A 15487-nucleotide genomic window follows, 5' to 3' on the forward strand; every position below is an offset into this window, starting at 1 on the left:
TTGCATATTCGCGGGGCTTCCGCCCACAGCGAACACGGGTGAAACTCCCCGCCAAAGGGGAAACTTCATGATCCGCAGACGTTCACTGCTGGCCGCGCCGGCCATCCTTCCCGCCCTTGCCTCAACGGGGGCGCAAGCCCAGCCGGCCTGGCCGCAAAAGCCCGTGCGCCTCGTCGTGCCCTATGCGGCCGGCGGCGGCACCGACATCCTGGCGCGCGCCCTGGCCGAGGCGCTGCGGCCGACGCTGCCGCACCCCATCATCGTCGAGAATCGGGCGGGTGCAGCCGGCGTGATCGGCAGCGAGCTCGTGGCCCGCGCGGAACCTGACGGCCACACTCTGACCGCCGTCGTCTCGACGCATGTGATGAACCGCCACGTGCTGGCGCAGATTCCCTTCGACCCGATCCGCGACTTCACGCCCGTTTCCATGCTGACGCGCAACACCATGGTGCTGGCGGCGTCGCACACGCTGCCCTTCACCGACATCCAGGGCCTGCGCGCCTTCGCCGCCGCCAATCCCGCGCGGCTCTCCACCGGCAGCACAGAGGCGCTGTCGCAATTCATCGGGCAGGAGCTGGCACGCCGCCTGCGCCTGGAAATCCCCGATGTGCAGTATCGCTCGGGCGGGCAATTGATGACGGATGTCGTGGCGGGCCACCTGCCGCTCGGCTGGACCAGCACGGCGAGCGCCACGCCGCATCTCGCCACCGGCCGCACGCGCATCATCGCGGTCAGCACGGCCACGCGCACGCCCTTCTTCCCGGACGTGCCCACGGTGCAGGAGCAGGGCATCCCCGATTTCGACCTGGCAGGCTGGGTCGCGTTGCTGGCGCCGGCCGGGCTGCCTGATGCCATCTCGGCCCGCATCCGCGCCGCGGTGGATGGCGCCTTCGCCGACCAGGCCTTCCGCGCCCGCTTGACGGCGCTCGGCATCGAGCCTGACCTGCGCCCGCCCGCCGAAACCCTCGCCGCCATGCAGCGCGAGGACCGCATCTGGGCCGCGGCCTCCGCCGCCGGCCACATTCAACGCCAGTAGAGGAATTCCATGGCAAACCCCTCCCTCAAGGCCGCCTTCGACGCGAAGAAGTTCATCGTCGCCCCCGGCATCTTCGACATGATCAGCACCCGGGTCGCGGATGGCATGGGGTTCGATTGCCTCTACGCCACGGGCTTCGGCACCGTCGCCTCGCATCTGGGTGTCGCCGATGCCGGCATCGCGACCTACACCGACATGGTGGGCCGCATGGGCCGCTTCGCGCAGATGGCGAAGACGCCGATCATCGCCGATGCCGATACCGGCTACGGCGGCCTGCTGAACGTGCGCCACACCGTGATGGGCTATGAGGCGGCCGGCATCTCGGGCATCCAGCTCGAGGACCAGGAGATGCCTAAGAAGTGCGGCCACACGCCCGGCCGCAGCGTGATCCCGGCGGAGGACATGGTTCTCAAGCTCAAGGTCGCGGTGGAAGCCCGGCGTGATCCCAACTTCCTGATCGTGGCCCGCACCGATGCGCGCACCAGTCTGGGTTTGGAAGAGGCGATCCGCCGCGGCCGCATGTATGGCGATGCGGGCGCCGACATCGTCTTCATCGAAAGCCCCGAGACCGAGGCCGAGATGGTCGAGATCGGCCGCTCCATCAACAAGCCGCTGCTGGCGAACAATGTGGAAGGTGGGCGCACGCCCATCCTGCCCGCCGCGCGCCTGAAGGAGATCGGCTACAGCATCGCGATCTATCCGGGGGCGGGCTTCCTGGCGGTGAGCGCGGCGCTGGAGCGCGTCTATTCCCACCTGCTGAAGAACGGCGACACCAACGGCCTGCCGGCGCAGGAAAGCTATGGGTTCGGCCGCATGTGCGAGCTGATGGGCTTCCCGGAGGTCTGGGAGTTCGACAAGAAATGGGCGCGGAAGGACTGAGCGGATGCAACAGGTCAAGGCTCTCGTCTTCGACGTCTTCGGCACGGTGGTGGATTGGCGCAGCGGCGTCGCGCGCGAACTCGCGGGCTATCTCTCGGCGATCGGCCGCACCGACCTCGATCCCTTCCTGCTGGCCGATGCCTGGCGCCGCCGCTACCAGCCCGCGATGGAGGAATGCCGCTCGGGCCGGCGGCCCTTCACGCGGCTCGACGTGCTGCACCGGGAGAACCTGGAGGCGATGCTGGGCGATCACGGCGTCACCGGCTGCAAGGCGAGTGACCTGGATGCGCTGAATCTCGCCTGGCACAAGCTCGATCCCTGGCCGGACGTGCTGCTGGGCCTGCATCGGCTGAAGCGCAAGTATTTCCTGGCGCCGCTCTCCAACGGCAACATCGCGCTGCTGGCGAACATGGCCAAGCGCGCGCGCATCCCCTGGGATGCGATCCTCGGCGCCGAGCCGGTGCAGGCCTACAAGCCGCAGCCCGAGGCCTATCTCCGCACCGCCGAATTGCTGGCGATGCAGCCGCATGAGGTCTGCCTCGTGGCCGCCCATAATGGCGACCTGCGGGCGGCGCGCGCGGCGGGCCTCGCCACCGCCTTCATCCCCCGCCCGGTGGAACATGGCGCAGGGCAGACGATCGACCTCACGGCCGAGGACCCGTGGGACTGCGTGGCGGCGGATTTCGTGGATCTGGCGGCGCGGCTCGGCGCCGGCTGATCAACCGAGCAGGCCCTCGCGCAGGGCCTGCCACCCTTCCCGGTCGGGCGCGCAAACCAGCCCGCCCGTATGCTTGCGCGGCGAATAGGCGCTGCCATCGAACTGCGCCGAATAGCCGCCCGCCTCGGCATGGATGAGCACGCCGGCTGCATGATCCCAGGGCATGAGCTTGTTGTAGACCAGCGCGTGCAGCCCGCCCGTCGCGGCCAGGCGGTATTCGTGCGCGGCGCAGCGGAAATTGAGCGTGCCCGCAAGCTGCGCGAGGCGCGGCAGGAGATGCGCCTTGCGCTCCGGCGGCAGGAATCCCCAGGAGATGGCGCCCACCATCCCGCCCAGCGGCACGGGAGCGGCGACGCGGCAATCCACCCGATGGCCGGAGGGCGCCTCCACCCAGGCCCCCTCGCCACGCAGCGCGATGACCGTGTCGTCGCCCATCGGGTCATGGATCCAACCCGCGATGGTCTCACCGTGATGAACCGCCGCCAGCATGACGCCGAACAGGGGCACGCCGCCCGCGAAGTTCGCCGTGCCGTCCACCGGGTCCAGGATGAAGCAGAGCTCGGCATCCAGCATGCGCGTGAGCAGGCCGGGATCGGCCGCCGCCGCTTCCTCGCCCAGGATCATCGCCGCCGGATATCGCGCCGAGAGCTCGGCCGTCAGCGCGCGCTCCGCCGCTTCATCCGCCTCGGTGACGAGGTCGAGCGGGCCGGATTTCGTGCGGATGTCGCCGCTGGCAAGGCGCCGGAAGCGCGGCAGGATCTCGGCCTGGGCGGTGCGGCGCAGCAGCCCCGCCACCTCGCTGGCGGCAGCGGCGGAGAACCTCAAGACAGCAGCTCGTAGCGCGCGCGGTTGGCGGGCGAGATGCGAACGGTGAGCTGGATGCGATCCTCGCCGTCCACGCGCTCCAGCACCTCGCCATGGCGGTAGAGCCAGGCGAGGCGCGAGCCATCCTCGCTCGGCAGGTCGAAGCGCTCGGTCAGCATGCTCTCGGCGAGGCGCGCATCCAGCGCATCGCGCAGCACGTCCAGCCCCTCGCCCGTCAGCGCCGAGACCGCGACCGCACCGGCCGCGCGCGAGGCGATCGCCTCGGGCCCGCCCAGCAGGTCGGCCTTGTTCAGCACCTCGATGCAGCGGCCGCGCCAGCCCTGATCGAGCGCCGCATCGGGCCCTTCGGTCATCTCGTCCAGCACGGAATTCACGTCGTTGCGCTGCGCCGTGCTGTCAGGATGCGCCACGTCCCGCACATGCAGGATGATGTCGGCTGCCGCGACTTCTTCCAGCGTGGCGCGGAAGGCCTCGATGAGCTGCGTCGGCAGGTCGCTGATGAAGCCCACTGTGTCGGAGAGGATGGCATGCCGCCCCGAGGGAAGCGTGATCTGCCGCATCGTGGGATCGAGCGTCGCAAACAGCTGGTCCTGCGCGTAGACGGCGGCGCCGGTCAGCGCGTTGAACAGCGTGGACTTGCCGGCATTGGTGTAACCGACCAGCGCGATGACCGGGAACGGCACGCGCTCGCGCGCCTTGCGGTGCAGGCCGCGGGTGCGCCGCACCTGCTCCAGTTCGCGTTTGAGCTTGATGATGCGCTCGCCGATCAGGCGGCGGTCGATCTCGATCTGACTTTCGCCTGGGCCGCCCAGGAAGCCGAAGCCGCCGCGCTGCCGCTCCAGGTGCGTCCAGGAGCGGACGAGGCGCGTGCGCTGGTATTCGAGATGCGCGAGTTCGACCTGCAACGTGCCCTCGCGCGTGCGGGCGCGCTCGCCGAAGATCTCGAGGATGAGGCCGGTGCGGTCGATGACCTTCGCACCCCATTCACGCTCCAGGTTGCGCTGCTGCACGGGGGTGAGTGCCGCGTCCACGATGACAAGGGTGGCGCCCTGCTCCTGCAGCGCCTGGCGGACCATCTCCACCTGCCCCTCGCCGAGCAGGGTGGAAGGCCGGCGCTGACGCAGCGGATGGATCGCCGAATGGACGATCATCACCCCGATGGAGGCAGCGAGGCCGACTGCCTCGGCCAGCCGGGCCTCCGCCGCGCGAGGCAGGCCGCCCGTGGGCGCGAATTCCAGGATGTTCGAACGCTGGGTGCGCTCGAAGGGCAGGATGACGGCGGCGCGGGTCGGCGCCGCCGCGACATCTTCACTCTTCGCGGGCAGCGGCCGGCTCCCGCGACATGGTGAGCGTGGTCTCGCGCAGCGGCGTGCCCGTCGCGGGCGGCGTGGCCGCAGCGGTGCCCGCTGCCTGCGGATCGAACAGCATGATGGGCGCGCCCGGCATCACCGTGCTGATCGCATGCTTGTAGACCAGCTGCGTGTGCCCATCGCGCCGAAGCAGGACGGAGAAATTGTCGAACCAGGTGATGATGCCCTGGAGTTTGACACCGTTGACGAGGAACACCGTCACCGGGGTCTTGCTCTTGCGAACGTGGTTCAGGAACACGTCCTGCACGTTCTGGGATTTCTCGGCCATCACGGCCTCCTTCTTCTTCTTGGTCGCGGGTCCCCGTCACCGGGAAGGCCCGTCGCCTTGCCATCAGGGCAATGTCGGGCGTCCCGGATCACTTGTCCAGAGCGTGCAAGCGGGCCGCAAGTTGCACGCCGTCGGTGAAGGCCAGGTCGGGGGCGCAGGCGGCGATGCCGCCATCATGCGCGGCATCGCCCAGCAGCACGGCGCAGCAGCCCGCCGCCCGCGCCGCCTGCATGTCGATCGCCGTATCGCCCACGTACCAGACATGCGGGCCGGCACTGAGGCCCATCTGTTGCAAGGCCAGGTGCAGGGGCGCGCCGGAGGGCTTGTCCGCCACCGCATCCCCCGCGCCCACCAGCGTGCGGAATCGCGGCGCCCAGCCGAGATGCGCGGCCTCCTTCCGCAGGAGCGGCCCCTGCTTGTTGGAGACGACGCCAAGCGGCAGATGCGCCAGTGCATCCAGCATGGCGAGGCTCGCCGGCAGGGGCCGGATCACCTGTAGATGCGTCGCGTGGACCGAATCGTAGAAGATGTCCCGCGCGCGCTCCCACTCCGCGCCGAAATGCTCCGGAAAGCTGTCGCGGAGCGACTTGCGGACATTGGCCAGCACCTGTTCGCGCGTCCATGCGGGCTTGCCGAAGGCGGCGAAGGCCGCGTTCAGCCCGGCCTCGATCGCAGCCCAGCCATCGATCAGCGTGTTGTCCCAGTCGAACAGGATGGCGGTGGGCGCCCTCATGCGGCGTTCCCAAGCCCGGCATGCACATGCCGCGAGAAAAGATCGAAGAGGCGCCGCGTGACGGGGCCGACCGTACCATCCCCCACCGCGCGGCCGTCAATCTTCACGATCGGCTTCACGAAGGACGTGGCGGAGGTCAGGAAGGCCTCCCGCGCCGCCTGCAACTCCGCGAGGCTGAAGGGTTCGAGGCTGTAGGGGATGCCCGCCGCCTCCATCTCCGCGATCAGCGCGCCGCGCGTGCAGCCGGGCAGGATCACATGATCCAGCGCGCGGGTGCGGAGCACACCCGCCGCATCCACGATCCAGAAGGAAGTGGCGGCGCCCTCGGTCACCATGCCGGTCGCTTCCTCAAAGAGGATGGCCTCGGCCGCGCCCGCATCGCGCGCCGCCTGGCGGGCCAGAACATTGGGCAAAAGGTTCACGCTCTTGATGTCCCGCCGCGCCCAGCGCAGGTCGGGATGGGTGATCGCCGCGATGGTCCAGCGCTCCACATCCTTGGGATAGGGCGGGATGTGCCGCACGGTGACGACGAGCGAGACCGGTACGGGCGTCTTCGGGAAGGCATGGTCGCGCCGCGCCACGCCGCGCGTCACCTGCATGTAGAGCAGGCCATCCGTCACGCGGTTGCGGCGGGCCACCTCCATCAACACCATGCGGAGTGCCGCGCGCGGCATGGGCATGGGCAGGTGGATCTCCTTCAGCGAGCGTTCCAGCCGGTCGAGATGGCGGCCCTCATCGATGAAGCGGCCGCGGTAGAGGTGCACCACCTCATAGATCCCGTCGCCGAACTGGTAGCCGCGATCCTCGATGTTCACCGAGGCGTGGCGTTGGGGCAGGTAGGCCCCGTTCACATAAGCGATCTTCGACATGCAGCCCTTCTTTCCCCGCGCAGGTTACGCGGTTCCGGAGGCCCTGTCTTCGGCGTGGACGCCCAGGAATTTCAACTTCCGGTGCAGCGCGCTGCGCTCCATGCCGACGAAATTGGCAGTCCGGCTGATATTGCCGCCGAAGCGCAGCAGCTGCGCCTCCAGATATTGCCGCTCGAAGGCCTCGCGCGCGTCGCGCAGCGGCAGCGTCATGATCTCGCTGGAACGGTCGAGCCGCAGCATGGAGGGTGCGGTGGAAACGATCTCGGGCGGCAGGGATTCGGCCCGGATTGGCGAACCGGAATCGCCCGGCGCCATGATCAGCAGCCAGTCCATCAGGTTGCGAAGCTGGCGCACATTGCCTGGCCAGTCATGCGTCTGCAGTGCGGCTATGGTGTCCTCCGCCAGCGCACGGGGTGCCAGGCCGGAGCTCTCGATGGAGCGCGTCATGAAATGGCGGGCGAGCGCGGGCACATCCTCCCGCCGCTCGCGCAGGGCCGGCATGCGGAGCGGCACGACGGAGAGGCGGTAGAACAGGTCCTCGCGGAAGCGCCCCGCCGCGATCTCGGCCTGCAAGTCCTTGTTGGTGGTGGCGATGACGCGCACATCCACCTTCACGCGCGTGGCGCCGCCGATGCGCTCGAAGCCCTGCTCCTGCAGGGCGCGGACGATCTTGCCCTGGGTCTCCAGCGGCATGTCCGAGACCTCGTCCAGCAGCAGCGTGCCACCATGGGCGCGCTCCAGCGTGCCGGCGCGGCGCGGCTGGTCGCCGCGCGGCTCCACGCCGAACAGCTCCTCCTCGATGCGCGAGGGGTCGAGCGTCGCGCAGTTCAGCGCGACGAAGGGGCCATCGGCGCGGCGCGAGCGGGCATGCAGCATGCGCGCCGCCACCTCCTTGCCGGTGCCGGGCGGGCCGCTGATCAGCACGCGCGAATTGGTCGGCGCCACGCGCTCGATGGCCGCGCGGATCTGCGCCATGGCGGGCGAGACGCCGATCAGCTCCGCCTCCGAACCCGCACGCAGACGAAGGTCGCTGATCTCGCGCTTGAGCTTCGCCGCCTCGAGCGCACGCGAGACGATGAGCAGCAACCGGTCGCTCTTGAAGGGCTTCTCGATGAAATCGAAGGCGCCCTTCTGGATCGCCTGCACCGCCGTCTCGATATTGCCATGGCCCGAGATCATCACGCAGGGCACATGCGGCTCCTCGCGATGGAGAGCATCGAGGATCTCGAGCCCATCCAGGCGCGAATTGGCCAGCCAGATGTCCAGGATGACGAGCGATGGCCGGCGCGCGCGGAAATGCGCGATGGCCGTGTCGGAATTATGCGCCTGCCGCGTCTCGTAGCCCTCATCGGAGAGGATGCCGTCGATCAGCGAGCGGATATCCGGCTCGTCGTCTACGATCAGGATGTCATGCGCCATGGCGAGGCTCCCTGCTCTCCGTCTCGGCGCCGGCGGCCTCGGCCTCCAGCTCCGGCAGGATCAATTCGGCGCGCGCACCCAGGCCCGCACGCGCGTCGCCGAGCCGGATGCTCCCGCGGTGGTCCTCCATGATCTTCTTCACGATCGCGAGACCAAGGCCGGTTCCCTTTGTCTTGTGCGTCACATAGGGCTCGGTCAGCCGGTCCCGCTGGTCACCCCCCGGCAGTCCGATCCCGTCATCTTCGACGGCGATGATCAATCGCCCCGCCTCGGAAGACAAGCTCACACGGATATGGCCGACCGGCCTGGGGCAGGCAAGGCCCTCATCCTCATCCCGCTGCACGCGCATGGCGATGGCATCCGCCGCATTGTTGAGCAGATTCGTGAGGGCCTGGTTGATCAGGCGGCGGTCACAGGCGGCAAAGTGCTTTTCCTCGGGCAGGTCGGTCACCCAGGCGATCTCGGGGCGGGATTGCTGCTGCAGCACCAGGGCCTCGCGCACCAGCCGGCCCATCTCCTCGGGGCGAATCACCGGCTGGGGCATGCGGGCGAAGGCGCTGAACTCATCCACCATGCGCCCGATGTCGCCAACCTGGCGGACGATGGTGTCGGTGCAGGCGGTGAAGGTCTCGGGGTCGTGCGTGATCTGCTTCAGGTAGCGCCGCTTCAGGCGCTCGGCACTGAGTTGGATGGGGGTCAGCGGGTTCTTGATCTCATGCGCGATGCGCCGGGCCACATCCGCCCAGGCGGCCTGGCGCTGGGCGGTGAGCAGGGCGGAGATGTCGTCGAAGGTCAGCACATGGCCCTGCCCCTCCATCTCGGGCGAGAGGCGGGCCAGCAGCGTCTTGCGTTCATTGGGCGGGCCCACGCGGATCTCAGCCGTGCGGGTGGTGCCGGGCTGGGCCAGCAGCCCGGCGAATTCCGGCGCCACCTCGGCCATCGGCCGGCCGATCTCGCGCTCCAGATCGAGGCCGAGGAGCTGGCTCGCGCTGCGGTTGGGCAGGTTCACCCGCAGATCCTGGTCGAGCCCCACGATGCCGGCCGAGACGCCGCCCAGCACGGCCTCGGTGAAGTTCTGCCGGTCGGCGATCTGGCGATAAGCTTCGAGGAGCTCGCTGCGCTGGGCGGCGAGCTGGTTCGTCATGCGGTTGAAGGCCCGGCTGAGGCTGCCGATCTCGTCATCGCCATCCCCTTCCTCCACGCGCACCGAGAGGTCACCGCCGCGCACCCGCTCGGCCGCGGTGATGAGGCGCGAGATGGGCCCGGCGAGCTGGTTGGCCAGGACAAGGCCGACCAGCACGGCGGCCAGCAGCACGAGCAGCGCGCCGATGGCGAAGATCATCACGAAGGTGATCTGCAGCCCCTCGCGGTTGCGGTCGATCGCCTGGTAGGCGGTCACCGCCTGCTCGGTGCGCTGCATGTGCTCCAGCACCGAGGAATCGACCGGCCGGCCGATCATCAGCTGCAGGCCGGAAGCCGGGGTCAGCGCCACGATGGCCCGCACCCGATTCTCCTCCTCGACCGCGACCACCGCGACCTCGCCGCCGGTCGCGATCTCGATCGCCCAGTCGGGCGGGGGCGAGAGCAGGAAGGCGGAACTGACCCCGGCATGCGCGACGACGCGCCCCAGCAGCGGCTCGAACACCACCGCCTCGGTCAGGCCGCGGGCGCTGGCCTGGGTGGCCAGCACGCGGGCGAAGGCGAGGCTCTGGTCGGGCAGCAGCACCACGGCGCGGTTCAGGTCATTCGCCATGGCCAGCGCGTCGGCGCGAATGTTGTTCTGGTGCTCCTCGAAATAGGCGCGGCTCGCCATGAGCGAGGCTTCGAGGGCGGTGCGCACGCGGTCGCTGAACCAGGCCTGGATGCCGAGGTTGAAGAAGATCGCCGAGAAGCCGGCGAGCAGCATGGCCGGCACGATGGCGACGACCGAGAAGAGCAGCACCAGCCGCGTGTGCAGCCGAGAGCCGGCCGAGCCGCGCCGCCGCTCAGCCCAGACGCGCACCAGCTGCCCGGCGAGCGAGGCCAGCAGCAGCAGGATGATGGCGAGGTTGATGAGGACGAGCGCGACCACCTGCCCCGGCCGGGTCGGCCCGAGCGGGCTGCCGTCGGAGAGCACGACGAAGGTGAGGATGCCCATCACCAGGGCGCCCACCGCGAGGCCGAGCGTCACACCCCGGCCGAGCAGCATGTCGGCCAGGCGTCGCAGCAGCGGCACCCGGGCTGGTTTCGACATGCTCAGGGCGTGCTCATGACAGGCCGCGCACGACCGGCAATTCGAGGTCGCGCAGCTTCTTGCGCAGCGTGTTGCGGTTGAGCCCCAGCAGCGCCGCGGCCTTGATCTGGTTGCCGCGGGTGGCGCTGAGCGCGAGGCGCAGCAGCGGGCGCTCCACCTCCGAGATCACGCGGTCATGCAGGTCGCGAATGGGGATGCCATCCTTGTGGGCGGCCATGAAGAGCTTGAGGTGGCGCTCCACGGCCTGTTCCAGCGTCTCGCTCGCGCGCGGCGCGCCATCGGCGGGCGCCTCGGCCTCGGCCAGCTCGGCGGCGACCGCTTCCTCGCCGATCGTCTCCTGCGGGTAGAGGGCGGCAAGCCGGCGCATCAGGTTTTCCAGCTCGCGCGCATTGCCGGGCCAGGAATGGCGCTTCAGCCGCTCGAGCGCCTCGTTGCTCAGCGACTTCATGGGCAGGCCGGAGGCGCGGGCGCGTTCCAGGAAGTGCCGCGCCAGCAGGGGGATGTCCTCGGTCCGCTCGCGCAGCGGCGGCAGACGGATGGGCACCACGTTCAGGCGGTAGAACAGGTCCTCGCGAAACAGGCCGGCGCGGATCGAGGCGCGCAGGTCCCGGTGGGTCGCGGCGACGATGCGGACATTGGCCTTCACCGGCTGGCGGCCGCCCACCGTGGTGAACTCACCCTCCTGCAGCACGCGCAAGAGCCGGGTCTGAGCCTCGGCCGGCATGTCGCCGATCTCGTCCAGGAACAGCGTGCCGCCGGCGGCCTGCTCGAACCGGCCTACGCCGCGGGTCAGCGCACCGGTGAAGGCGCCGCGCTCATGCCCGAAGAGCTCGCTCTCGATCAGCTCGCGCGGGATGGCCGCCATGTTGATGGCGACGAAGGGGCCCTGCCGGCGCTTGCCATAGTCATGCAGCGCGCGGGCGATCAGCTCCTTGCCGGTGCCGCTCTCGCCCGTGACCATGACGGTGAGGTCGGCGGTCGTCAGGCGCGCGACGGTGCGGTAGATTTCCTGCATCGCGGTGCTGCGGCCCACGAGCGGGAGGCGCTCGCCCGGCTCGCCCTCCTCGTCCGCGGGCAGGGCTGTCGCGGGCTGCGCCAGGGCGCGCTCGACGACGTTGAGCAGCTCCTTCAGGTCGAAGGGCTTGGGCAGGTATTCGAAGGCGCCGCGTTGGGCGGCCTTCACCGCCGTCGTGAAGGTGGATTGCGCCGACATCACCACCACCCGGAGATCGGGGCGGATGCGCTTCATGCGCGGCAGCAGGTCCAGTCCGTTCTCGTCCGGCATGACGACATCGGTCACGACGAGATCGCCCTCGCCATCCTCCACCCAGCGCCACAGCGTGGAGGCGGAGGAGGTCGCGCGCACATTGTATCCAGCGCGCGTCAGCGCCTGGGAGAGGACGGTGCGGATCGCGCGGTCGTCATCGGCGATCAGGATGGTGCGGGATTCGGTCATTCGTCACTCTCGTTCGCCGCCTCGTCCCCACGCAGATTGGGCGGCTGGGCTGGCAGGGACAGTCGGAAGGTGGTGCGGCCGGGACGGCTGTCGCATTCGATGAGGCCGCCGTGATTGGAAACCAGCTTCGCCACGAGCGCGAGGCCGAGCCCCTGCCCGCCGCGCTTCGTGGTCACGAAGGGCTCGAACAGGGTGGAGCGCAGCGCCTCGGGGATGCCGGGGCCGTTGTCGCGCACGATGACCTGCAAGGGCAGGTGCACGCGCTCGCTGCTGCCGGGCACCGCGATCCGCACGCCGTGGTGATAGGCGGTGGCGAGCTGGATCTCGCCCGCGCCGCCGGTGGCGCCGCCATCGCTCAGCGCCTCGGAGGCGTTCTTCACGAGGTTGAGCAGGATCTGGATCAGCTGGTCCCGGTCGCCCCAGACGGCGGGCAGCGAGGGGTCGTATTCCTCGACGATGCGCAGGTGGCAGGCGAAGCCCGATTGCGCCACGCGGCGCACATGGTCGAGCACGGAATGGATGTTCACCGCGCGGCGCGTGATCGGCCGGTCGGAGAACATCTCCATCCGGTCCACCAGGTTGCGGATGCGATCGCTCTCTTCCTGGATCAGCAGGCAGAGCTCGCGGTCGCCCTCCGAGGCGCCCTGCTCCAGCAACTGCGCGGCGCCGCGGATGCCGGAGAGCGGATTCTTCACCTCATGCGCCAGCATGGCGGCCATGGCGGTGGCGCCGCGCGCCGCGCCCAGGAAGTGCAGCTGGCGGTCCAGCATCGCGGCGGTCGAGCCATCCTGCAGGGTCAGCACCACGCCATCCTGCAGGTCCGGCATGGGCGCGCCATAGACCGAGACGCCATGCCGGTGCAGCCGCGGGCTTTCGAGCGACAGGTCATGGTCCGCCACCGGGCTGTCCTGCAGGCGGATCTGGTGCAACAGCGCGAAGAGCCGGTGGTCGGCCGGCAGCAGCTCGGCCAGCTGCATGCCCATCAGGGTCTGCTGGGATTGCTGGAAGAAGAGCTCGGCCGCCGGGTTCACGAAGCGGAAGCGGTCCTCGCCATCCAGCACCACGGCCGGCATGGGCAGCGCCAGAAGGATGGCGGCGCTGTCCGGCGGTGCCAGGGCGCGCGGGCGGCGGGCCAGGGCGGCCACGCGGCTGATCACACCGGTCATGCCGCCTCCTGCCAGGGGGTTTCGGCCGGCGCGTGGCCGCGCTCAATCAGCGGCCCGTAGAAGCCCATGATGAGGGATTCCGCCGCCTCGCCCATCTCGACGCGATTGACCTGGGCGCGGAACTCGGCACTGCCCGGCAGGCCGCGCGAATACCAGGCGACATGCTTGCGCGCCATGCGCACGCCCACCCCCTCCCCGTGATGCTCCAGGATGGCGCGGTAATGCTTGAGCAGGATGGCCAGCTGCTCCTCCAGCGTCGGGTCGGGCAGGCGGATGCCCTCGCGCAGGAAGGCGGCGACCTGGCGCGGGAACCAGGGCCGGCCATAGCAGCCACGCCCGATCATCACGCCATCGGCGCCCGAGCGCGTCAGCGCATCCAGCGCATTGTCCACCGTCACGATGTCGCCATTGGCGATGACCGGGATGCTGACCGCCGCCTTCACCGAGGCGATGAAATCCCAGTCCGCGACACCGGTGTAGAGCTGCTGGCGCGTGCGGCCGTGGATGGTGACAAGGCGGATGCCGCATTCCTCGGCGATGCGGGCGAGCTTGGGCGCGTTCAGGCTCTGGTGGTCCCAGCCCATCCGCATCTTCAGCGTCACGGGCACGGGCACGGCCTTGACCACCGCCTCGAGGATCGCGGCCGCGCGGATTTCGTCGCGCATCAGCGCCGAGCCGGCGCTCTGGCCGACCGCGACCTTCTTCACCGGGCAGCCGAAATTGATGTCCACGATCGCGGCGCCCTTGTCCACGACGAGGCGAGCCGCATCGGCCATCACCGCCGGGTCGCAGCCGGCGAGCTGGACCGAGGACGGCCCGCCCAGTTCGTCCGTCGTGTCGCACATCTTCAGGCTCTGGCGATTCTCGCGGATCATGGCGGCCGAGGCGATCATCTCGCTCACCACGAGCCCGGTGCCCTCGGCCCGCGCAAGGCGGCGGAAGGGCAGGTCCGTCACGCCCGACATGGGTGCCAGGATCACGGGCGTTTCGATGGTCACATCGCGCGCAAGCGAGATGGGCCGAAGGCGGTTGCTCATCATTTGGGCAGGCATACGCAAAACCGAGCCCGGCGTCCACGGCGCGCGTATCGCCGCGCGAGATTTCCGTCCCAGAATTCCCGTCCCCGCCGATATGGCCTATTCGGACGGGATCATGATCGCAGCCCTTCTCCTGGCCGCCGGGCGCGGCGAGCGCTTCGGCGCCCCCGAACCCAAGCAATATGCGCTGCTGCTCGGCCGCCCCGTGCTCCGGGTGGCGGCGGAGGCGCTGCTGGCCGGCGGGCATGTCCAGGCGTTGCAGCCGGTCTGCGCCGCGGGCGAGGAGGTGCGCATCACCGCCATGCTGGAGGGGCTGCCCCATCTGCCGCCCGTGACCGGAGGGGCCACGCGCCAGGCCAGCGTGAAGGCCGGCCTCGCCGCCCTCGCGGCGCTCAACCCCAGCGCCGTGCTGGTGCATGACGCGGCCCGGCCGGTGATCCCTGCCGGGACCATCCCTGCCCTGCTCGCCGCCCTCGAACACCGCGCCGGCGCCATTCCGGCGCAGCCCGTCTCGGACACGCTGAAGCGCGGCGAGGCCGGCGTGATCGGCGAGACGGTGCCCCGCGCCGGCCTGTTCCGCGCCCAGACGCCCCAGGCCTTCCGCTTCGAAACATTGCGCGCCGCCCATGAGGCCGCCTCCGCCGAGGCGACGGATGACGCGCAGCTGCTGGAATGGATCGGCGAGAGCGTGGCGCTCGTCCCCGGCCACGAAAGCAACGTGAAAATCACCTTCCCGGAGGATCTGGCCCGCGTGGAATCCACCCTTCAGCCGCGGCTGCTGCCGCGCATCGGCACTGGTTTCGACGTGCACCGCCTGGTGCCCGGCCGCCCCCTCATCCTCTGCGGCGTGACCATCCCGCACGAACTCGGCCTCGATGGCCATTCGGACGCCGATGTCGGCATCCATGCGCTGTGCGACGCGATCTACGGCGCGCTGGCCGAGGGCGACATCGGCCGCCACTTCCCGCCCTCGCAGATGAAGTGGCGCGACGCCGACAGCGCGCAATTCCTGGTCCATGCCATGGAGCGCGTGCGGGCGCGCGGGGGCATGCTGGTCAATGCCGACGTCACCCTGATCTGCGAGCAGCCCAAGATCGGCCCCCACGCGGCGGCCATGATCGCGCGCCTCGCGGAGATCATGGGGGTGGAAGCACGGCGCGTCGGCGTGAAGGCGACCACGACGGAGCGGCTGGGCTTCCCCGGCCGAGGCGAGGGCATCGCCTGCCAGGCGGCGGTCAGCCTCATGGTTCCGGACTGACTTTTGTCCGATTGAATCGCGCCCGGCGAGCGGCCGAAAAAAAAGCCGCTCCTTGCGGAGCGGCCAAGTCAAGGTTGAGGAAGGCAAAGCTGTCGGGGCTGAGTCAGCGCCCGACGAAGGCAGATATAGGTTGCGCGAAGGGCGGTTCAATACCCTTTCGAAAATGTATCGCTTAACGAAGTCTCCATATGTGCTATTTTCGCAACATGTCCGGACCTTG

General features: G+C 69.6%; 14 protein-coding genes. 4 read left to right on the plus strand and 10 right to left on the minus strand.

The genetic code is table 11. The annotated features are described in order from the left end of the window. Nucleotides 1-67 precede the first annotated feature (67 nt). From R9Z33_RS17975 to R9Z33_RS17985, 3 genes are read left to right on the plus strand one after another with little or no spacing between them, the layout of a single operon-like run. Nucleotides 68-1036 carry a Bug family tripartite tricarboxylate transporter substrate binding protein gene (locus R9Z33_RS17975; protein WP_318647935.1) on the plus strand — a complete coding sequence of 323 codons (969 nt, stop codon included), beginning with the start codon at nt 68-70 and terminating at the stop codon, nt 1034-1036. 9 nt (nt 1037-1045) lie between these two features. Continuing rightward, nucleotides 1046-1915: an isocitrate lyase/PEP mutase family protein gene (locus R9Z33_RS17980; protein WP_318647936.1), complete on the plus strand. Its 870-nt coding sequence runs from the start codon at nt 1046-1048 to the stop codon at nt 1913-1915. Between the two features lie 4 nt (nt 1916-1919). Then, nucleotides 1920-2633 (plus strand): haloacid dehalogenase type II, encoded by a 714-nt coding sequence (locus tag R9Z33_RS17985; protein WP_318647937.1) that lies wholly within the window; start codon nt 1920-1922, stop codon nt 2631-2633. Here the strand turns inward: R9Z33_RS17985 and R9Z33_RS17990 are convergent, their stop codons facing one another. From R9Z33_RS17990 to dusB, 10 genes are all read right to left on the minus strand, one after another. Further along, nucleotides 2634-3458: an inositol monophosphatase family protein gene (locus R9Z33_RS17990; RefSeq protein WP_318647938.1), complete on the minus strand. Its 825-nt coding sequence runs from the start codon at nt 3456-3458 to the stop codon at nt 2634-2636. Beyond that, on the minus strand, nt 3455-4783 hold the full coding sequence (hflX, locus tag R9Z33_RS17995) for a GTPase HflX (protein WP_404830689.1): 1329 nt from the start codon (nt 4781-4783) through the stop codon (nt 3455-3457). Before hflX ends, R9Z33_RS17990 begins: the two co-directional genes overlap by 4 nt. Further along, the gene (hfq, locus tag R9Z33_RS18000; RefSeq protein WP_404830612.1) at nt 4767-5096 is read right to left on the minus strand and encodes an RNA chaperone Hfq; all 330 of its coding nucleotides are present in this window, start codon (nt 5094-5096) and stop codon (nt 4767-4769) included. The genes hflX and hfq overlap by 17 nt, the downstream gene beginning before the upstream one ends. Nucleotides 5097-5184: 88 nt before the next feature. Further along, nucleotides 5185-5829, minus strand: coding sequence for an HAD family hydrolase (locus tag R9Z33_RS18005; RefSeq protein ID WP_318647940.1), 645 nt, complete (start codon nt 5827-5829; stop codon nt 5185-5187). Continuing rightward, entirely contained in the window at nt 5826-6698 is an 873-nt protein-coding gene (locus R9Z33_RS18010; protein WP_318647941.1) for a D-amino-acid transaminase, read from the minus strand. The genes R9Z33_RS18005 and R9Z33_RS18010 overlap by 4 nt, the downstream gene beginning before the upstream one ends. Before the next feature lie 24 nt (nt 6699-6722). Then, the gene (gene ntrX / locus R9Z33_RS18015) at nt 6723-8117 is read right to left on the minus strand and encodes a nitrogen assimilation response regulator NtrX (RefSeq protein WP_318647942.1); all 1395 of its coding nucleotides are present in this window, start codon (nt 8115-8117) and stop codon (nt 6723-6725) included. Beyond that, nucleotides 8107-10350 carry a sensor histidine kinase NtrY-like gene (locus tag R9Z33_RS18020; protein ID WP_318647943.1) on the minus strand — a complete coding sequence of 748 codons (2244 nt, stop codon included), beginning with the start codon at nt 10348-10350 and terminating at the stop codon, nt 8107-8109. Before R9Z33_RS18020 ends, ntrX begins: the two co-directional genes overlap by 11 nt. 13 nt (nt 10351-10363) lie before the next feature. Continuing rightward, a complete protein-coding gene (gene ntrC / locus R9Z33_RS18025; RefSeq protein WP_318647944.1) occupies nt 10364-11806 on the minus strand; it encodes a nitrogen regulation protein NR(I) in 1443 nt (480 codons plus the stop codon). Next, on the minus strand, nt 11803-12972 hold the full coding sequence (locus tag R9Z33_RS18030) for a two-component system sensor histidine kinase NtrB (protein WP_318647945.1): 1170 nt from the start codon (nt 12970-12972) through the stop codon (nt 11803-11805). Before R9Z33_RS18030 ends, ntrC begins: the two co-directional genes overlap by 4 nt. After that, nucleotides 12969-14009: a tRNA dihydrouridine synthase DusB gene (gene dusB, locus R9Z33_RS18035; protein ID WP_404830614.1), complete on the minus strand. Its 1041-nt coding sequence runs from the start codon at nt 14007-14009 to the stop codon at nt 12969-12971. The genes R9Z33_RS18030 and dusB overlap by 4 nt, the downstream gene beginning before the upstream one ends. A 112-nt stretch (nt 14010-14121) precedes the next feature. Here dusB and R9Z33_RS18040 point away from each other — a divergent pair, with 112 nt between their 5' ends. Further along, entirely contained in the window at nt 14122-15267 is a 1146-nt protein-coding gene (locus R9Z33_RS18040; protein ID WP_318651671.1) for a bifunctional 2-C-methyl-D-erythritol 4-phosphate cytidylyltransferase/2-C-methyl-D-erythritol 2,4-cyclodiphosphate synthase, read from the plus strand. The last annotated feature ends 220 nt before the right edge of the window (nt 15268-15487 follow it).

It is taken from the genome of Sediminicoccus rosea, from assembly GCF_033547095.1.
Classification (GTDB): Bacteria; Pseudomonadota; Alphaproteobacteria; order Acetobacterales; family Acetobacteraceae; genus Roseococcus; species Roseococcus rosea.